The 18,410-nt window shown below is 35.5% G+C and carries 10 protein-coding genes; 6 read left to right on the top strand and 4 right to left on the bottom strand.

What is annotated here, in order from left to right; translation table 11 throughout:
* Positions 1-41 precede the first annotated feature (41 nt).
* Positions 42-1,967: a T9SS type A sorting domain-containing protein gene (locus ITJ86_RS02540; protein ID WP_195870026.1), complete on the bottom strand. Its 1,926-nt coding sequence runs from the start codon at positions 1,965-1,967 to the stop codon at positions 42-44.
* A gap of 425 nt (positions 1,968-2,392) precedes the next feature.
* Here ITJ86_RS02540 and ITJ86_RS02535 point away from each other — a divergent pair, with 425 nt between their 5' ends.
* From ITJ86_RS02535 to ITJ86_RS02520, 4 genes are all read left to right on the top strand, one after another.
* Positions 2,393-4,306, top strand: a complete 1,914-nt coding sequence (locus ITJ86_RS02535; protein ID WP_195870025.1) for a sulfatase — start codon at positions 2,393-2,395, stop codon at positions 4,304-4,306.
* A gap of 177 nt (positions 4,307-4,483) precedes the next feature.
* Positions 4,484-5,344, top strand: a complete 861-nt coding sequence (locus ITJ86_RS02530; RefSeq protein ID WP_195870024.1) for a T9SS type A sorting domain-containing protein — start codon at positions 4,484-4,486, stop codon at positions 5,342-5,344.
* Between the two features lie 295 nt (positions 5,345-5,639).
* Positions 5,640-6,401, top strand: coding sequence for a T9SS type A sorting domain-containing protein (locus ITJ86_RS02525; RefSeq protein ID WP_195870023.1), 762 nt, complete (start codon positions 5,640-5,642; stop codon positions 6,399-6,401).
* Positions 6,402-6,795: 394 nt separating this feature from the next.
* Positions 6,796-7,059: a hypothetical protein gene (locus tag ITJ86_RS02520; protein WP_195870022.1), complete on the top strand. Its 264-nt coding sequence runs from the start codon at positions 6,796-6,798 to the stop codon at positions 7,057-7,059.
* On the opposite strand, the gene ITJ86_RS02515 is transcribed toward ITJ86_RS02520, so the two are convergent.
* From ITJ86_RS02515 to ITJ86_RS02505, 3 genes are all read right to left on the bottom strand, one after another.
* A complete protein-coding gene (locus ITJ86_RS02515; RefSeq protein ID WP_195870021.1) occupies positions 7,045-9,537 on the bottom strand; it encodes a sulfatase-like hydrolase/transferase in 2,493 nt (830 codons plus the stop codon). The two genes, ITJ86_RS02520 and ITJ86_RS02515, sit on opposite strands and share 15 nt — an antisense overlap.
* Positions 9,538-9,733: 196 nt before the next feature.
* Positions 9,734-11,257 (bottom strand): sulfatase-like hydrolase/transferase, encoded by a 1,524-nt coding sequence (locus ITJ86_RS02510; RefSeq protein ID WP_195870020.1) that lies wholly within the window; start codon positions 11,255-11,257, stop codon positions 9,734-9,736.
* 98 nt (positions 11,258-11,355) lie between these two features.
* The gene (locus ITJ86_RS02505; protein ID WP_195870019.1) at positions 11,356-13,740 is read right to left on the bottom strand and encodes a glycosyl hydrolase family 95 catalytic domain-containing protein; all 2,385 of its coding nucleotides are present in this window, start codon (positions 13,738-13,740) and stop codon (positions 11,356-11,358) included.
* Positions 13,741-14,044: 304 nt separating this feature from the next.
* Here ITJ86_RS02505 and ITJ86_RS02500 point away from each other — a divergent pair, with 304 nt between their 5' ends.
* Positions 14,045-15,568 carry a sulfatase family protein gene (locus ITJ86_RS02500; protein WP_195870018.1) on the top strand — a complete coding sequence of 508 codons (1,524 nt, stop codon included), beginning with the start codon at positions 14,045-14,047 and terminating at the stop codon, positions 15,566-15,568.
* A 241-nt stretch (positions 15,569-15,809) separates the two neighbouring features.
* Positions 15,810-18,365 carry a PDZ domain-containing protein gene (locus tag ITJ86_RS02495; protein ID WP_195870017.1) on the top strand — a complete coding sequence of 852 codons (2,556 nt, stop codon included), beginning with the start codon at positions 15,810-15,812 and terminating at the stop codon, positions 18,363-18,365.
* The last annotated feature ends 45 nt before the right edge of the window (positions 18,366-18,410 follow it).

Raw genomic sequence — 18,410 nt, 5'->3', positions numbered from 1 at the left:
AGAGGGATTTGATAATTGTTGTATTGTTGTAAATGTGGTTATTATTGTTTTATAAATTTAAAAACCTGAATGTCACTAGTTGCGGTATACGCTTTTATAAAATAAACGCCTTCAACTAATTTTGAAACATCAAAAGAAGCTTGATTACTATTAAATTTTAATATTTCCTGTCCATTAGCATTGTAAATAACTGCAGAAGAAATTTCTTTTGATAATCTAAAGTTTTGCTTAACAGGATTTGGGTATAAAACAAGTTTATTAAAATAATCATCAGAGTCAATACTTAATGTTTCGCCTACTAAGTAAGCTCCCTCTGGTCTTACGTAGGGGATGTAGTCTGGTTTTGGTGTTTGTTCCATTCTACCATTTATGTCTTCCATTATGGCCATTTCATCATCCGTAATGGCACCATCGGTAATCGTTGTGCTATAGGTAATAGTCGCCCCTGCGTCTGTTAAGGTTCTTACAAAACGGTAGGCTTGTTCAACTTCAAAAACTAAGTCTGTACTGGCTACACTCCAACGTTTTCTAATGGGACAAAAATAATGCTTTAAGCCGTCCTTACTGCCATCAAAAGAACCCCAAGGTGCTGCAGCAATTAGAGGAAAAAGAAGCTCTTCATAGGCCCAAGAATTAGGAGGAGCTCCTTGGCCAAGAGGTGTAGGATGGCCAGCTGTAAAATCCATATAAGGATCGTTGATTACGAAGTTTCTAATTCTATAATCTCTTGGGTCTTCATCATCAGTAGCATCTGAATCTACATAAATGAGATCCCCATTGTCGTCCGTTAGATATGATGCATTTCCATTTGTAGCAATGGCTATATTAGGGTCAACGTCTCTAATCATAGCGATAAAATCACTTAGTTCTCCCGGTAGATTCCCTAAATTATCTAACCAATAACCATCTACCAAGCCTTGAAACCGTTCGAGGTAGCCTCTAACTAATGTTCGCCATGCCAAAGCCTCATCACCAGCAAATTCAGTGTTGTAATAAGTTTCCCATGCTGCTGAAATTTCTAATTCTCTGTTGTCAACACTGCCTTGAATATATCCTGGTCCTGCACCATTTAAATAGAGAATTACTTTTTTTCCTGAATTTCTAAAAACATCAATGACATCTAATATAATTTGTTCATTTTCTAGTGTAGGTACCATATCAGGATGAATTTCATTGGCAATATCTACATAAGGATTATCTCTTAAAGTATAATAATAACCATGAGCAGGATGTGTGAAATTTGTAATAACATGACCAACAGCTGGTAAGTTATCTACAATTTCTTGTGCGCCAGCAACCCAATCGTCATTGCTACTGTTATCTAATCGATACCCGCCATTTAGATTAAATCGCACACCCCAAGAACCAGATAAAAATAAGGCATTTCTTAAGGGTTGCTCAAAACTTCCTGAAATGGTATCTATATAGTAAGTAGATGTTAATCCTGAAGTGTCTCCAGAAGCTAGTACAATCATAATTTGATCATAACCTCCTGCTACTAAGACATCAGAAGGAATTGTTTCTTGGTCAAAATCAAAGGAAAAAGACTCCCAAGTTTCGCCTTCAGAAAAGTTTGATTGTAGAAAGAGGTTGCTAGAACTTCCAATACTTGAGTTTTTTAAATACAACCGGATTCTGCTATTTGTGGTATTCAAATCAACAGTAGGTATAGAAATATAGGCTTTTAACGAAATTGTTTTTGATGATAAATCCGTTATTGGTACGGATAAATCGAAACTAACTTTAGGGTTTGTTTGTCCATCTCTAACAAATTTAGAGACTGACGCATTAGCGTTGATACTTGTTATTTCTGGATTTGTTTCATCGGTCGTAAATAGGCCTTTTTGTGCGTTGGCAAAATGGATGATGTTGGTGTGACTTGAGTTTTCATACCAAACTTGCTGTGCTGCAATAGGACTGTTAAAGATAAATACCAATAGAGCAATTAAATAAATTTTGTTAATCATACGTTTAGAAGGTGTTAATGAAAATTGTTTATTCTTAAGCTTTTTAAAAATTTAATTTATCATATCGATATTAATTGCTAAAGCCTAGCAAATGGATTATGCTTATACGAGATGAAATAATTATGTTATAAAGTTAATCGGACTGCTATTATTACGTTTTCTCTAATCCACCCATTTCTTACTGTATTCCGTCTAAGGGCTTTTATTGTAGGGGATTAGATGTAGTGGTTTCAAAATAATTTTATAAACCAATTTTTCAGAGGGTTTCGTTAGCGATTACGACATCAAAATTTCAGCAGAGGGTGAATTGATGGATTAAAGCAAAACTAAGAGCAAAATAAGGTATAGAATACCGAAGCTGTTTTGTTATTTAGCAAAAAAGTATAACATTTATTAATGTATCCCCTGAATTTAAAAAGACAGAAATGAAGTATAAGAACTATGTAACTTGCCTAATCGTCGCAATTTTTTGTTTTAGCTGTAATACACAACACCCAAAAGTATCGAGCCAGAAATCTCAAAGTACTGATAGACCAGAACCAAATGTTCTACTTTTACTTACTGATGATTTAGGTTGGCAAGATGTAAAAATCTATGATATTGATGAACCTTCGCCATACGAAACACCTAACATTGATGCCTTAGCGAAAAATGGCGTTCAGTTTTGGCAAGCGTATTCTCCAGCACCTACTTGTGCACCAAGTCGGTGTGCTATAATGAGCGGGAATCATCCAGCAAGAGCTCAAAAAACGCATGTTGTAGGTGGTGCTCCTCCTACGGTGTACGCTCGCAAAGAGACACAGCGTATCTTAGACCCTTGGTATAGCGGACGTATGCCAGAAAACGAAATGACTTTAGCAAGGGTTTTGCAGCAAAATGGCTACACCACAGGACATGCAGGAAAATGGCATATGGCTATTAATCACCACGCCTTTCCGCAACCAGAAGATCAAGGTTTTGATGTAACAACACATGATCGTGGTGTTACAAGTCCTCAAAAACCGCATCGTTTAACAGATTTTGCAACAACTGATGCTTCTGATCCTTACCGTTTAGATGAAAATGGTTTTCCTTTTCACCAAAACAATCAAGATGCCTTAAACTTCATAAAAGACAATAAACAAGATCCGTTTTTCCTGTACTATGCTACGTTTCTTGTGCACGCACCAATTCATACAAGGAGTAAAGCGCTTTTAGAAAAGTATTGTGAAAAGTTAGGGGTGCCTTTTCCAACGGATCCTGATCATTGGGAGTTAGAAGGACAGAATAATCCGTATTACGCAGCCATGGTAGAAATGTTAGATTATTATGTAGGACAAGTTTTTGAGTATTTAGAAACTACTGACGATCCACGATGGCCAGGCCACAAACTTATTGAAAACACCTATATTATTTTTACTTCAGATAATGGAGGCATGGAAGGCCATCCTGGAGAAGTTTTTACAGATAATTATCCATTAGACAAAGGGAAAATAAACGCTAAAGAAGGGGGAACAAGAGTGCCTTTATTAATCTCTGGGCCAGGTATTAAAAAAGGTGTAGAATCTAATGTTGTTGTAAATGGTCTCGATTTTTACCCTACAGTTCTATCTTTATTAGGTGTTGAAAAGCCTAAAGACAAACATTTAGATGGTGCAGATTTATCGACCTTATTATTAAAAGATCCTACAGATTCTAAATTGGTTTTGGATAAAAATGGCAATGAGCGAACAACGATGATGTGGCATTTTCCACATGCTTCGTACCAAAGCACCTTGCGTGTAGGAGATTATAAATTCATTAGAAATTATGATTATAAAAATAACCCAAGAAAATCACAATTTGAATTATACAAATTATATACGACTGATAAAGGAATCGCAGAGCGTGTAGATATTGAGGAGGCAAATAATTTAGCAACGTCTTATCCTGAAAAAATAAAAGAAATGAATGCGCAATTGACCTCTGTTTTAACAGAAATGAACGCGAGTTATCCGTCTTATAATCCGTATTACAAAGGTGAGATGGAACATAAAGAAACGGTTCCTACGGTATTATCTGCATCAAAAACACATAATAAAGTTGTTTTTAAATACAAAGAAAATGGTGCTGAGGTGGTTAAAGCTGATCTAATTTATACCACCAATGGTGGGCATCGTTACGAGGAGTGGTTTAAAATCGATGCAAAAATAAATACCGATGGTACTATAATAGCGAATTTACCAAAAGGAACCACGCATTATGTTATTAACGTAATTGATACGCATAATTTCTTAGTGAGCTATCCTGAAATGCCCACGATAAAATCACTTAGAAAGACGAAAAAAAAGTATTCAGATTATGCCTTAAGTAGTGAATAATTCATTATTTTATAAGGGCTTAAATAAATGATATTTTATTAAAAAAAATCATAAACCCTTCTGTTTTAGCTTGTATATGACCATTATACAAGAAATAAGAATGTTTTTGGGTGAATTAAGCAAGACGAATTTAAGTCATATGGCTAATTTTGATTAACTAATTTAAAACAATATATTATGAAAAAACAATTACTTTTTACGGCAGCGTTATTTGTTGCTACATGTACCACTTTTGCTCAAGAAGTTTGGTATGATATTGATAATTCAGTTACAGATTTAACATTGTCAAGTACAGTGAGTTGTGATGGTTGTACAGTTACAACGGAAGCCAATCCTGATGCTGCTGATGCTGCTGCTACCAATGTAACGTTATGGAAAGTCCCTGGAAGCGCTACCCCTGTTCTTGAAAACAAAGTGCTTAATTTTAGTTTTCCATCAGGTGAAGGTGTGACGCTTTCTGATTATTCTACATTAACTGTGACGGTACGTATTTATTTTCCTGAATACGATTATTTTAATGCCTTTGATAATGCAGACCGTTTTAGACTTTATTTAATGGATCAAGACGGTAATGGTTCTTATGTACAGAGAAAACTTCAAGAAACAAATGAAGGAGGGTGGCATCAATTGGTGTTTGATTTCAGTTCAGCTAGTGGAGCAGCACCTATTAGTGATATCGTTAAAGGTGAAATAAGAACAATTTATCAACCGACTAGGTTTGATAACCTAGATAACGATCTTGATTATTACATTGATACAATTTCAAGTAATAAAGCGATAGGGTCTATTACCTTATCAGTCGATGATCAGGAATTAAACGATTCTAAATTAAAATTATATCCAACGAGCGTGGTTAATACTTTTGAAACTTCAAGAGATATTGATTCTGCTGAGGTTTATAACTTAACAGGACAAAAAGTTAAAACATTTGGAGCACAAAACGCATTTGATGTTTCTAATTTAGCAGCTGGCATATATTTATTTCGTGCTCAGTTAGATAATGGAGCTACACAAACGTTGCGTTTTATTAAAGAGTAACGTATTATATCCCAATAAAAAAGTTCCTTGGTTAAATTGATCAAGGAACTTTTTTGTTTTTCTACAATAGTATAACATAATAAGGCTCTTAATTGCAAGATTTGAGTACCGATTATTAATCTACCTGTTATACATCAAAAGAGTTATATGAATTCAGAAAAGTGTGTAAAAGCCTGCTTATTAGTGTTGTTTACTTGTTTTTGCAAGAAATGAGAATACTTCTGGGTGAATGCAGCAAGAAGTGACTTCTCTAAATAGTTAGCTTTGACTAACTAATTTTAAAAGAATAAATATTATGAAAAAACAATTACTTTTTACAGCAGCATTACTTTTTGTTGCATTAACAGCATTTGGTCAAGCAACAGCACTTGACCCATTGGCGACAGATACACAAATTAGAGTAGCAGATACAGATTTTTCTCAAACTGATGGACCTTTTGGTGCAAGTGGAAATGGTGTTCATGTTAATGCAACTGAAGCAGAAGTTATTAATGGAACAATTAGTTTTGATGTGGTTTCCTCTGGAGAAGATTTCGAAACATCAATTATATTTCACGTAAGAAAATTATATGGTAATTCTGGTAGTGTAAATTTAACTATTGATGGCACAACAGAAGCGTTTCCACTGGCTCAAGATGCTGGTGCAGCCAATCTTGATGCTTATGAAACATTTAGCAATTTAACATTTTCGCAAAATGTAATGATAACATCGACTCCTAAAACGATAACATTGGATGTTAATATTTTAAAAGACGCTGCTGCTGAAGCTAAATTTAGATTCTATTGGGTTAGATTTACTAATGAAGCTTTAAGTGTCGATAATTTTGAAATACAAGAGACAACTGTTAATGTTTTTCCTAATCCTGCAAAAAATAGCTTTCAAATAGATTCTAACAATAGTATTGAGCGTGTAGAACTATATAATATTACGGGGCAATTATTAAAAACATATAGCGAAGAAGCTAATTATGATATTAGTGATTTAGCAACAGGAATTTACATTGCAAATATTAAGACGCAGTTTGGGTCTAAAACCTTGAGAATAGTAAAAGAATAAAGATTTTATTAATAACAAATTCATTCATTAAGAGTTCCGTAGTTACATTAACTATGGAACTTTTTTTTTCTATAGCATCTAAAAATTGTCACTTAAATTTATTTTGAAATTTAAGTGGTAGTATTCAATACATGAATCCATCACGGGTTTTAATACTAGTATTCCTTGGCCTGTCTAATAGTCTATTTAGACCGTCTGAGCCGTAAATTACAGGTGTTGGTAGTTTTGTGGGGCATAACAAAGGGTTAAAAGGATTGGTTTCTGTAGCGCTTCTTAAACGTCTTTTTCTATAGAGCAAGAGCTCAATAGAACTTATAGAAAGCAATATTACTAGTCAGCTATAGATTATGATGTTACTGAAAAACTAAGTTTTAATACCCAATTTGATTACTATGTGTTTTCAGATCATCAGTTTGCTACAGACCTGAAACTTCCTAAACAGAATATGGCTATTTCCTATAGTATTGGAAATAGCCATATTAGTCTTAATCTGGTTTTAATAGATTTTCTTGATAACAATGTTGATTTCGAAAAACGAAGTACGACTAACCTTTTTGATGAAACCACCTCAGAAAGTTTAGGACACTACATCATCTTAAGTTATACCTACAGATTAGGTAGTCGAAAGCAACAAAAAGCTGTTTTATTCCTTCAATAATTTTAAAGTCGATTTACTGCCGTCTTCATGTATGACTTCTAAAAAGTATAAGCCTGTTTTAAGCCCTGAGATATCGATGTCTTCATGCTGATTATTAAATTCGTATGCTTTAGCACCATGAATGTTATACAACACACCAGATGCTACGGCTTTTGAAAGACTAAAAGTCCCCTTTACAGGATTTGGAAATAGCTGAAGTGCTTGATTATTTGAAGCTACCTCTTCCACGCCCAAGCTACTTAAGTCTAAATGGAATGTAAGTGAGTAAACTCTAAACCTTGGTGTAGTACCTGCAGTAGCATTTGTAAGGTTAGTTACTAACAATTCCATAGTTTGCGCCGCTTCAGTGATAGTGACAGGCGTATTAAATTCATAATATAAATCATCGGTATCGCTAGTACTTGTGTACTCAAAACTTTGGGTCTCACCACCAATGGTCACATCAAAGTTTGCCGTATCACCTTCACGCGATCTTACTCTAAATGTGATCTTTTCACACAATACAGATTCGGTAGCCTTTACATTGATATTGAAACCATCGCCTCCGCCTTCTGTTCTCGTTTGTATAAATGCTGAGTTTGCAGTTGCATTTCCTATTAATTCTCCATAGACATCTGTACTTTCTGGTTCAAATTGTTGTGCTTCTTCCGTTGTATTAAGTGTGATTTTAACCACAGGAACTGTTGATACTTCCTCAGATTTAATTAAAAAATTATTTTCGTCTATGAGTGTGAAAACGATACCGATTGCCGTTTCTGGTACTTCAGCAGTAATCGTATTACCATTAACAGTGGCATCTATTTCAAACCATTCTTGATTATCTTCAGTATAAAGTAAATATGCTTTGTTAATCGCTGCTTCACCTGATTCTGTTGTTACGCTTGTAGTAGCAATTCGCGTATCTTGATTAAAAGAGCTTGCAATAATTGAAGGTACATTATTCTGATTTGCTAACGGTGCATCAGAGCCTGAGTAATCTGGATTCCATTGTGGAAACCTAGCGTCGTTATCGGCTAAAAATGTTTCTAGCTTGTTTGTCAGTTCATTTACAACAGTCGCATCAGCTGTATTGATGATGTTCGTAGTTTCTTCTATATCATAATTACTTCCATCAGTATTGTACAACTGATACAATTCATAAGAATTATCAACGTGATTTTTATAAAATTTATACTCGTTACTTCTAATAGCCGATTGCATTTGTATATCTTTATTATGCGGGAAATGCCAATAAAGATCTGTTCTTTCATTTCCATTCGCATCTGCGATAACAGTAGCTTCATTCTTTAAAAATGGATATAAATCAACACCATCTAATTTATCGGTAACACTTGCAGGAGCATCGGTGTCTGTTATAGATAAAATGGTTGGGTAGAAATCTAAATGCGAAACAACATTGTCATAATCTCCTACTGCTACATCAGGACCTGTAATAACCATAGGGGTACGAATACCACCTTCTTGAATATACTTTTTACCTTTATCTAAAGGGGAATTATCTGTAATGATTTCTGGGCCAGCATTCATTACACCTCCATTATCAGATGTAAATATGATATACGTTGTTTCGAATAATTTTTTACCTGGATGTCTTGGGTCATCTGTTGTTTTCAAATAATTGACCACTTTACCTAAACTCCAATCTAAAGAGGCAACCATAGCGCCATAATATGGATTTGTTTGTCCTCCTGTTGTAATATCTGTATCTGTCGTTGGTACAGGAATCCCTAATTTATCACAATAATAGGTTAGCAAAGCTAAATCTCTAGTTTGTATAGGTGTATGCACTAACCACGTAGCCATATATAGGAAAAAAGGCTCTGAATTATTAACTTCTAAAAATGCTAAAGCTTCTTCTGTTACGGCATCATAAGGTCTTCCGTCCTCATCAATCATATAAGGATCATTGGGATCACTTGTTGCATAACCTGTACTTCTATCAGGCATGCCAGATTGAATACCTCGACCAGTGTATTGAGAATCAAAGCCTTGGTCTACCGCTTCAGGAAATCGATTATGACTAGAGGCCATATGCCATTTACCAACATGACCCGATACATAACCTGAAGGTGCTAAAGCTTCAGCAATGGTCGTTTCTTCAACATGTAACCTTCCTTTGTAAAAAGGAGGAATCATTTTATCATTATTATTGTTAGTATTGACTTCTGGGATTCGTCCACCAGAGACATGTGTCATTCCGGTTTGTGTGGTATGACGACCACTCATCATCGCAGATCGCGATGGTGCGCAAGTAGGAGCAGGCGAGTAGGCCTGTGAAAAATTAGCTCCTTCTGCAGCTAAGCTTAACATGTTTGGGGTTTCCCATGGCACTGGCGTGCCTTCGTCATTCAATTGGGTGTCTTGCCAACCCAAATCATCTACATAGAATATAATCACATTTGGCCTATCAATGGTTTGGCCATAAATCTGTGGTGTTAAAAATAGACTAAATAAAAAAAATAGTGTAGTGTTTCTCATCTTAAAATTATTTTGGGTAAAGTTAGATTTTATAGAGAGTTCACTTATGCTATAATTACCCAAAACCTTTCTGAAATCACCCTTCAAATTTCTGAAATCACCCATTTACATAGGTAAAACGGAATTTCTAGGGTGCTAATAGAGTTGTCTGTTTTAAAATGTTAAATCACTATTTGTCAGTAGTATAGTTGGCAATCTAATTGAGCTCAGACACTAGCGTTTTACAGCGTTCTCTGTATTCATTTAAAATCTCTAAATACTCTTTATTTCCAACTAAGTTATTCTGCTCTTTTGGGTCGTTTATGATATCAAATAGTTCTTCGTAAATAGGTTTTTCATCTGTTTCAATAGATTGATTTGGGACATATTTTTTTCGATCATTCGCTTTACTAAACGAGCGAATGTATTTAAACTGTTTACTTCTCACGCCTTCTTGTCTTGGATAGCCTTGATCTGTAAATAGATTTTCTAAAAAGATGTCTTCTCTCCAATCTGTGTTTTCTCCATCTATTAAGGGCAGCATACTTTTTCCTTGATAGGATTGTGGCGTTTGTACACCACACATTTCTAAAATAGTGGCAGGTATATCTTGTCCAACTACCAATTCGTCAATCACTTTTCCTTTCGTTTTATCCTTGAAAAACGGGGAATACACAATCATTGGTACATGAACAGATTCATCATACAAAATGGTTTTGCCGCCTAAGCCGTGTTCGCCTAAGAACAAACCATTGTCGGAACAAAATACAATAATGGTATTGTCGGCTTCTCCTATGTCTTCTAGAAAGTCACGTAGTTTGCCTACCATGAGATCGATAGCATAATTAGCGCGATCCATTTTTAGCTTTTCATTTAATAATTTCCCTTTTTTAGACGTCACATAATATTTCATTAAATCGGATGTGGCATACACTTCTTCCGGCAAACTAATAGCTTGAGGGTAGTTATCTGGTAATTCCATTTTATGCTTTACATCATCATATTTGGTTTTGTAGTATTCTGGATCTGTTTCGCGAGATCCCATACCTCCAATACTAGAGGCATGCGGAAGATTTAAGTTAATCCAAGCTGAAAAAGGCTTGTTAGGATCTCTTTTCTTTAATTGATTTTTAATAGAAGGATCCGCATTTTCATAGAAGTAATCGTAATCATCTCCTTGTGACAAATAAGCTTTTGTCGCTTCTAGTAGGCCTTCAACTTGTGTTTCGTTTTTAAGATTGTTGAATTGCTTGTGCTTTTTGGCTGGATAAAACCCTAAATGCCCATTGCCATAATAACTGAAATCGGTATTTTCAACTAAAGGTGTATCTTTTCGGTCTCCAATTTTGGTGTGGTGTTTCCCAATAAAAGCCGTGGAATACCCCGCTTTTTTTAGTTGGGCTTGCCAGCTGTTTTGGTAGGTTTCTTCAGAGATCACATGTTTTGAAACATAGGTGAATCCAATTTTATTTTTGCGTTCCCATTGCCCAGTAAAGATATTAGCTCTGCTTGGGCCACAAATAGGACTTGTAATATATGCGTTGTTAAAAAAGACCCCTTCCTTAGCTAACTGATCTATATGTGGTGTTTCAGCTATTGGGTCGCCTGTCATGCTCAGTGAATTAAACCGTTGGTCATCCGAAAAAACAAAAATAACATTCGGTTTCTTTTGTTCTTCTTGTGCTTTGCACGCTATAAAAGAAGCGCATATAAGGATGCTGTATAGAATAGTTTTTTTCATGTGTTTATATGTATGGTTTATTTAAGGTCACACGCTGTTCGCTATTAATCATTATCCTTTCGTGATAAAATGTTGAACATGCTCGTTTCATAATACGTTTAGTAAGAACTGTAATAGTCGTGACCTGGTAGTCGTTTTGTTTTTTCACCATAACCGAATAGATTTTGCTCTGCTTCCGATTTTGGTAATTCTTTAATACTTAAATCTGTTTTGTTTATTTCTTTGGAAGTAATAATAACGGATTCATTTTGTTTTAAATCAATGTTATAAGAACCATCTTCAGATTGATTGATAACAACCGATTTTCCATCGATATAAAACTGTGGGTTTTCAAAATCAACTTGAACGACACAAGCTTTTCCTTTTAAACTTTTTACAGATACAAACTCTGTGTTTCCATCTATTTTTTTAGCACTGACTAAAAAGGCACCTTCCGTTCTTAAGTTGTGAAACGCAACATCTTTCCATTTTTTCGGGTTTGCAGGAAATACACGTATTTTCCCTCCCCAACTTTGCAACATCATGTCGTGTAAGCTTGTGGCAAAGGACAACGGACTTTCAATAACCGGATTTATTTTTCCTTCGGAATACATGGTTGTAGATGAAATATTTTTATGTTTAATTAAAAAATCAAGATAATAATACGCTTTATCGGCATCGCCTAAATTAGCATACATAGAAGATGCGCCAGTCGCTGTATAACCTGTAACAGGCATGGCTTTGATTTTTTTGCCACTATTAAACGTCACATCTAACCAATGGTCTAGAGACGTCCGTAATAATTTTTTATCTTCTTCTTTTTCTGGTGTAATCACCATTAAAGGATAATAGGCGAGTAGATGTGAATAGTGCCTGTGCGGATTTTCAAAAGGTCTATCTTTTCCTACCATAAGACCGTTTTCATCAATCTGAAACTCCACTAAATTATCTAATAAGTGTTGCCATTCTTTTTTAAGCGGATCGTTTATGTGATGCTGATTATCAATATCAATTAATGTTTGAGCACTCCAACGAATTAAAGCCAACGTAAAATTAATATCTTGACCACGTCCTGGTTTGTATTCGGGCGACCAACTGTATTTAATATGAATTTTACTGTCTTCGGCATCTACAGGATTGTCTTTAATATAGTTGAGGTAACTATTTACGGTCTTCTTTAAAATCGGAAACAATTTATCGCGCATACGACTATCATCGCCTGCAAATTGGCAATGCAACCAATAATCGTTTAACATCCATGCTAACATATCTGGCACTTTTGCGCCGTTGAAAGCAATGAGGTCTTGCGGCATTAAAGCAGCAACGGCAGCACTGTTTTTCCAGTGTTTTGGTGTGTTGCCTTCTAAATTAGCAGTGTATTTATCAATGTTATTGGGTAAAGATTCACCAATAAACATTCTATTAGCAGTTAAATGCGTCCAATAAATCAATTGCACATTTAAATCGCCCCAAACCATTGGCCAAAATGTTCGGTTATACCAAGGTCCCATTAAATCTAAAATTGGGCCGTTTCCTCTAGAAGCTGAGCCTAATTTATACATTTGTATCCAGTAGAAAGACTCTTTTTCAGCATCGTTAAGCGTTAAAAAACTTAAAGGGTAGTAGTCGTGCCACCATTTTTGGTGGGTAGAAATAAAGTTGTTCTTTTGGATTAAATCCTCAGCCTTTTTTAAATTTTCGGTAACAATGTCTAAAGAATTATGCTCAGGGAAACTGTGATGTACACTCGCTATTAATTGTTGTTTTCCTGAAGCTGGACCTGTTGTTTTCCATCCTGTTGTAGTTTCTCCTCTATTATCAAATAAGGCTTGATAGCAGAAATTATAACCATTTTTTTTACTGAATTCTGCCTTTGGTGCCATTTCCAAAGTCACCGCTCGCATTTTATCCCAAGTGCCACCTTTTGGACCGCCACCGCTTTTTAGAACTTCATAAACTGGTGGAATAGGGGCTTCGGCATGCCAAGTAATTTCTACATCTTCATTTTTAGCATCGGTTTCAAAATAGATGATATCAGTGGTGCTATGGGTAAGCCCTTTAATGGTATAGCTTCCTTGAGATGTTGTTATAGTGCCTGTTAATTCTGCATTCCATAAATCTAAACGCATATCTATATCGGTGATTTTTCCTTTAGATTTCAGTTTAAAATGACCTAATGGTAATCTACTACGTTTAATCCAAAGCATTTCATCAGCCTTTGTTTTAGCTTCTCTATGATCGTAATAATCATGACGACCTATATGTAATGAGATGATATTGTCTTTTTCCTCTGGACTTTGATATAATAGAAATCCAACATTACCATTTCCTGAATAAGGTGCAGTTTGCCATTTATCTGGAACAATATCCCAAAGCATGTCGTGTTTAGACAAAAAGGATTCGTAATCCACTTTAAAATCGACCTGATTATTCTGAGAAAATAAGGGACTCGAAATAATAATAAAAAGTAAAAGAATACGTAATTCAAATTTTAATCGAAACATGGACTATGATTAGTTTATACAATGTGTAACAAATATATTTTATTAACTAAGGAAAAGCGTTCTCTAATCTTGCATTTACTTTCTTTATTTCAGCATTCGGTCCATAAACGGTAGCTAAATCTATATTTAAATATGAAATAGGATGCCCTTAAAAAAAACGAATTGACCATAAGAAAGTAGCGGATGACCCGCGATGATTTAGTCAAGTTCAAATTGAGTAAGCAAATGGTCGATAACAGAAAACAGATTTTAGTCTTAATTCATAGGTTTACGATATTAATTCCAATATCCAATCTAAATCGACATGTACAAATCTATAATTGCAATTTTTGTTTTATGTTTTAGTCAAAATATACTAGCACAAAAACAAGTAGACACGAGTCGTCCAAATATCATATTTATTTTTGCTGATGATATGGGAATAGGTGATGTTTCTCATACCACAGGAAAAGCTGCAACACCACACTTAGACCGTTTGGCAGAAGAAGGTATTCGTTTTACGGATGCACATACATCATCTTCGGTGTGTACACCATCTCGTTATTCGCTTTTAACGGGACGTTATAATTGGCGTACAAGTTTATCTAAAGGGGTTATTCATAAACCGACTACCAAACCGTTGCTAAAAAAAGAGGAAACAACGGTCGCTAGCTTATTAAAGCAAGCAGGTTATCATACAGCGATTATTGGCAAATGGCATTTAGGTATCGAATGGGAATTATTACCTGACTTCAAGAAAGAAAAATGGCAAATAGGTGGCGGATGGAATATCGATTACACAAAACCTGCCGTTACGCCAACAAGTAATGGTTTTGATTACTATTTTGGAATCGCCGCTTCTTTAGATATGCCTCCTTATGTATATATTGAAAATGAAAAAGTGACAGAAATCCCTTCTGTTATGAAGGACCCAAATATTCGTGGTCGAAAAGGACCTGCAGGTCCTAGTTTTAAAGCGGATCATTGTTTACAAGATTTTGCAGAGAAATCCGTGACGTATATAAATGAGCGAGCTAATGAAAAAGAACCGTTCTTTTTGTATTTGCCATTAAGTTCTCCGCATACTCCTATTGTACCTAGTGAAAAATGGAGAGGAAAGTCGCCACTTGGTGATTATGGTGATTTTTTAATGGAAACGGATTGGGTTGTTGGAGAAGTTTTAAAGGCATTGGATAAACAGGGCTTAACCGAAAATACCATTGTTTTATTTTCTACAGATAATGGGTGTTCACCCGCAGCAAAAATTCCAGCTTTACAAAAGAAAGGACATTCACCAAGTGGGAATTTAAGAGGGAACAAAGCCGATATTTACGAGGGAGGCCATCGCGTTCCTCTTATTGTGCGTTGGCCAGAAGTTATCAATACAGGAACACAAACAGATAGATTAACCTGTTTGACGGATTTTATAGCTACATGTTCTGAGATTACGGATATAAAATTAGAAGGGACATCAGGTGTAGATGCCGTTTCCTTTTTATCCACATTGAAAGATCCAACCATTACAAACAGAGAAGCCATTGTGCACCATAGTATTAATGGCTCTTTTGCTATTAGACAAGGCAATTGGAAACTAGCACTTTGTCCTGGCTCTGGAGGTTGGAGTACGCCAAGAGCAGGTCAGACTCCAGAAGGATCACCTAATGTGCAGTTATTTGATTTAGCCAATGATATCGCAGAAACCACCAATTTACAAGATAAATACCCTGAAAAAGTAGAAGAATTAACCCAACTACTTCAATCTTATGTAGATAAAGGAAGAAGTACACCTGGAGAAATTCAAAAAAATGATAGAGACATCAATATCTATTCAGAAGATATAGCCAACTAAATTACAGCTTTAAAAGGAATAAAAAAATAAGGTTCTACCACGAATGATGTGGGACATAAGAAATTAGAAATTAGAAAAAATGGAAAAATAATTATACACTATTAAACTAAAGATTCTCAATTAGATTGTCCCCTTGAGGGGACTTTAGGGGTGTTCTTGGTCATTTTTTCCTATGAAACGCCTAGATAAACACAGTTTCTACCCACACAAATATTGGTAGAACCAAAAATAATGTAAACGAATGAAAAAAATAATCACCTTATTACTAGCACTGTGTATTGTACCATTATATGCACTAGACATTCATGTCTCCACAAATGGTTCGGATACTAATGAAGGCACAGCGTCTAAACCTTTGCTAACTATAAAAGCAGCACAATCTAAATTAAGAGCTAGTGGACGTTTAGGTAAAGAACCCTGTAAAATCATAATTCATCAAGGCATTTATAGGTTAAAAACGCCTTTACAAATTACAACTGAAGATAGTGGTACGGCACAATTTCCTGTTATATATACCGCAGCAAAAAATGAAGAAGTTGTTATTACTGGAGCACAATTAATTACCTCTAAATGGGAATTATTTAAAGATGGCATCTATAGAACTCATGTGGGAGATTTAAATGCTATAGATCAACTTTTTGTAGAGCATAAAAGACAGCATATGGCACGATATCCTAATTTTAACGCAGGATTTATACCTACCGATGGTGACGATTCAGTACGTGGAAAAAAAGCAGGAACCGTTCCTTTTTCAGGAGCGACACCAGACGCTTGGGATGCTAAAAAAGCGGCAGAATGGAAAAACCCTGAAGGCGCCATCTTAAATGGTATGCACAGAGGGCTTTGGGGTAGTCAACATTATTTTGTAACTGGTAAAAACGATAAAGGCGAATTGGTTTACGAAGGTGGTTGGCAAAACAACCGATCTGCGCCACCGCACAAAGGCTATCGCATGGTTGAAAACGTTTTTGAAGAATTAGATGTGCCAGGAGAATGGTATCACAATACCAAGGAGGGTTGGTTATATTATATGCCAGAAGCTCATATAAGCCTTAACGACACAAAGATTGAAGCGGTCCTTCAAATTAAGCACCTTATTGAAATTTATGGGGATCATAAACTACCTGTTGCAGAAATGGTTATTCACAAAAGTGGTAATGCACAAAAAGAGACCGTTGTTAAAAACTACGAAACTACGAATCCGGTAAAACATATTCAGATTTCTGGCATTCACTTTACAGGAACAAAAAGAACTTTAAAAGAAACGATTGAGCCTTTACTAAGAAGTGATTGGTGCGTATATCGTGGCGGCGCTATTCATATTCGTGGGACAGAGCATATTGTTGTTAAAGATTGTTCCTTCGAAGAACTAGGAGGAAATGCTGTTTTTATTGATAGTTATAATCGTAATGTAGAAATTAAAAGCAACTTTTTTCAGAATAATGGTTCTACGGATGTCAACTTGGTAGGTTCCTTTGCTGCGGTTCGTGATCCCGCTTTTAATTTTCACCATCTTCCACCAGCCATGGATGAGATAGATACTACAATTGGTCCAAAATCAGAAGATTACCCAGCAGATTGCCTAGTGGAAGATAATCTGATGATGCGTTGTGGTCGTTTTGAAAAACAAGCCTCAGGGATTAATATTTCTATGTCATCACGAATTACACTTCGTCACAATACCATTAGTCACACACCAAGAGCTGCCATAAATATTTGCGATGGTACTTGGGGAGGTCATATTATAGAATGGAACGATTGTTTTGAAACCGTTTTAGAAACACACGATCATGGTGCATTTAATTCTTGGGGAAGAGACCGTTTTTGGTTTAGAGCTTCACCTTCAGGGCCAGATTTAATGGATGAAAATGGAAAGCCCATGATTAGTAATTATATTGAAAAGTATCCAGATATGCCTTTATGGGATGCTTATCAAACCACTATAATTCGAAATAACAGAATGCAATGCGATCATGGTTGGGATATTGATCTCGATGATGGCTCTACGAATTATGAAATCTATAATAATATAAGTTTATCAGGAGGTATAAAAACTAGAGAAGGTTATCATCGTGTTGTTACCAACAATGTCATCCTTGGGAAAGGATACACCTGTAATGTACCATATCCTAAACCAACACATGATGTTTTTGAAAGAAATATTCTATGGGGTTCACCAACGTATCGTTCTAGCAATCCAACGCTTTGGGGAGGAACTAGAAATTTCAATTTTGTTCATAATCCAGATGCTAAAAATGTGGTACCGGCTTACGGCGTACAGCAGCAAACACTAGATGATGCAGAAAGTCTATATGGAAATGTTCTGTTTTCGGGAGAACCTCAACATGGCGACTTTACAGTTTCAAATAATTCAGAAGCATTACAACTTGGATTTAAAAACTTTCCGATGACTGGTTTTGGTGTGACTTCTGAAAAATTGAAGCATTTGGCAATGCAACCACAAATTCATACACCAAAAGAAATAGCCTCTAATGTATTTGTGAAGTCTAAGTTGAAAGGATTATTTGGAGCTAAGTTTAAAACGTTAGAAACAGAAGCAGAACTTTCTGCAACAGGAATGTTTGACACCTATGGAGTTTTATTGGTTTCTGTTCCTAAGAAAAGTAAATTGGCAAGAATGGGGTTTAAAGTGGATGATGTAGTGATCGAAATAAATTCGGATAAAATAAAAGAAGAACAAACTTTTTTCAAATATATGAGGAGCTTGCCAAAGGGAGAACACACCGTAAAAGTTTGGAGGCACCAAAAACAAGTTACTTTTTCTTTTATAAACTAAATAACAGAGTAACGTCCGTTTTTATCATACTTAAAAAATAAATTG

Source organism: Winogradskyella marina (genome assembly GCF_015645385.1).
Classification (GTDB): Bacteria; Bacteroidota; Bacteroidia; order Flavobacteriales; family Flavobacteriaceae; genus Winogradskyella; species Winogradskyella marina.
Note: the sequence above shows the minus strand (reverse complement) of the source record. Positions and strands in the feature narration are given on the sequence as shown.

What these genes read in the sequence shown, in the direction of transcription:
- ITJ86_RS02540 (WP_195870026.1), bottom strand. Translation starts at nt 1,967, where the DNA reads ATGATTAACAAAATTTATTTAATTGCTCTATTGGTATTTATCTTTAAC.
- ITJ86_RS02535 (WP_195870025.1), top strand. Translation starts at nt 2,393, where the DNA reads ATGAAGTATAAGAACTATGTAACTTGCCTAATCGTCGCAATTTTTTGT.
- ITJ86_RS02530 (WP_195870024.1), top strand. Translation starts at nt 4,484, where the DNA reads ATGAAAAAACAATTACTTTTTACGGCAGCGTTATTTGTTGCTACATGT.
- ITJ86_RS02525 (WP_195870023.1), top strand. Translation starts at nt 5,640, where the DNA reads ATGAAAAAACAATTACTTTTTACAGCAGCATTACTTTTTGTTGCATTA.
- ITJ86_RS02515 (WP_195870021.1), bottom strand. Translation starts at nt 9,537, where the DNA reads ATGAGAAACACTACACTATTTTTTTTATTTAGTCTATTTTTAACACCA.
- ITJ86_RS02510 (WP_195870020.1), bottom strand. Translation starts at nt 11,257, where the DNA reads ATGAAAAAAACTATTCTATACAGCATCCTTATATGCGCTTCTTTTATA.
- ITJ86_RS02505 (WP_195870019.1), bottom strand. Translation starts at nt 13,740, where the DNA reads ATGTTTCGATTAAAATTTGAATTACGTATTCTTTTACTTTTTATTATT.
- ITJ86_RS02500 (WP_195870018.1), top strand. Translation starts at nt 14,045, where the DNA reads ATGTACAAATCTATAATTGCAATTTTTGTTTTATGTTTTAGTCAAAAT.
- ITJ86_RS02495 (WP_195870017.1), top strand. Translation starts at nt 15,810, where the DNA reads ATGAAAAAAATAATCACCTTATTACTAGCACTGTGTATTGTACCATTA.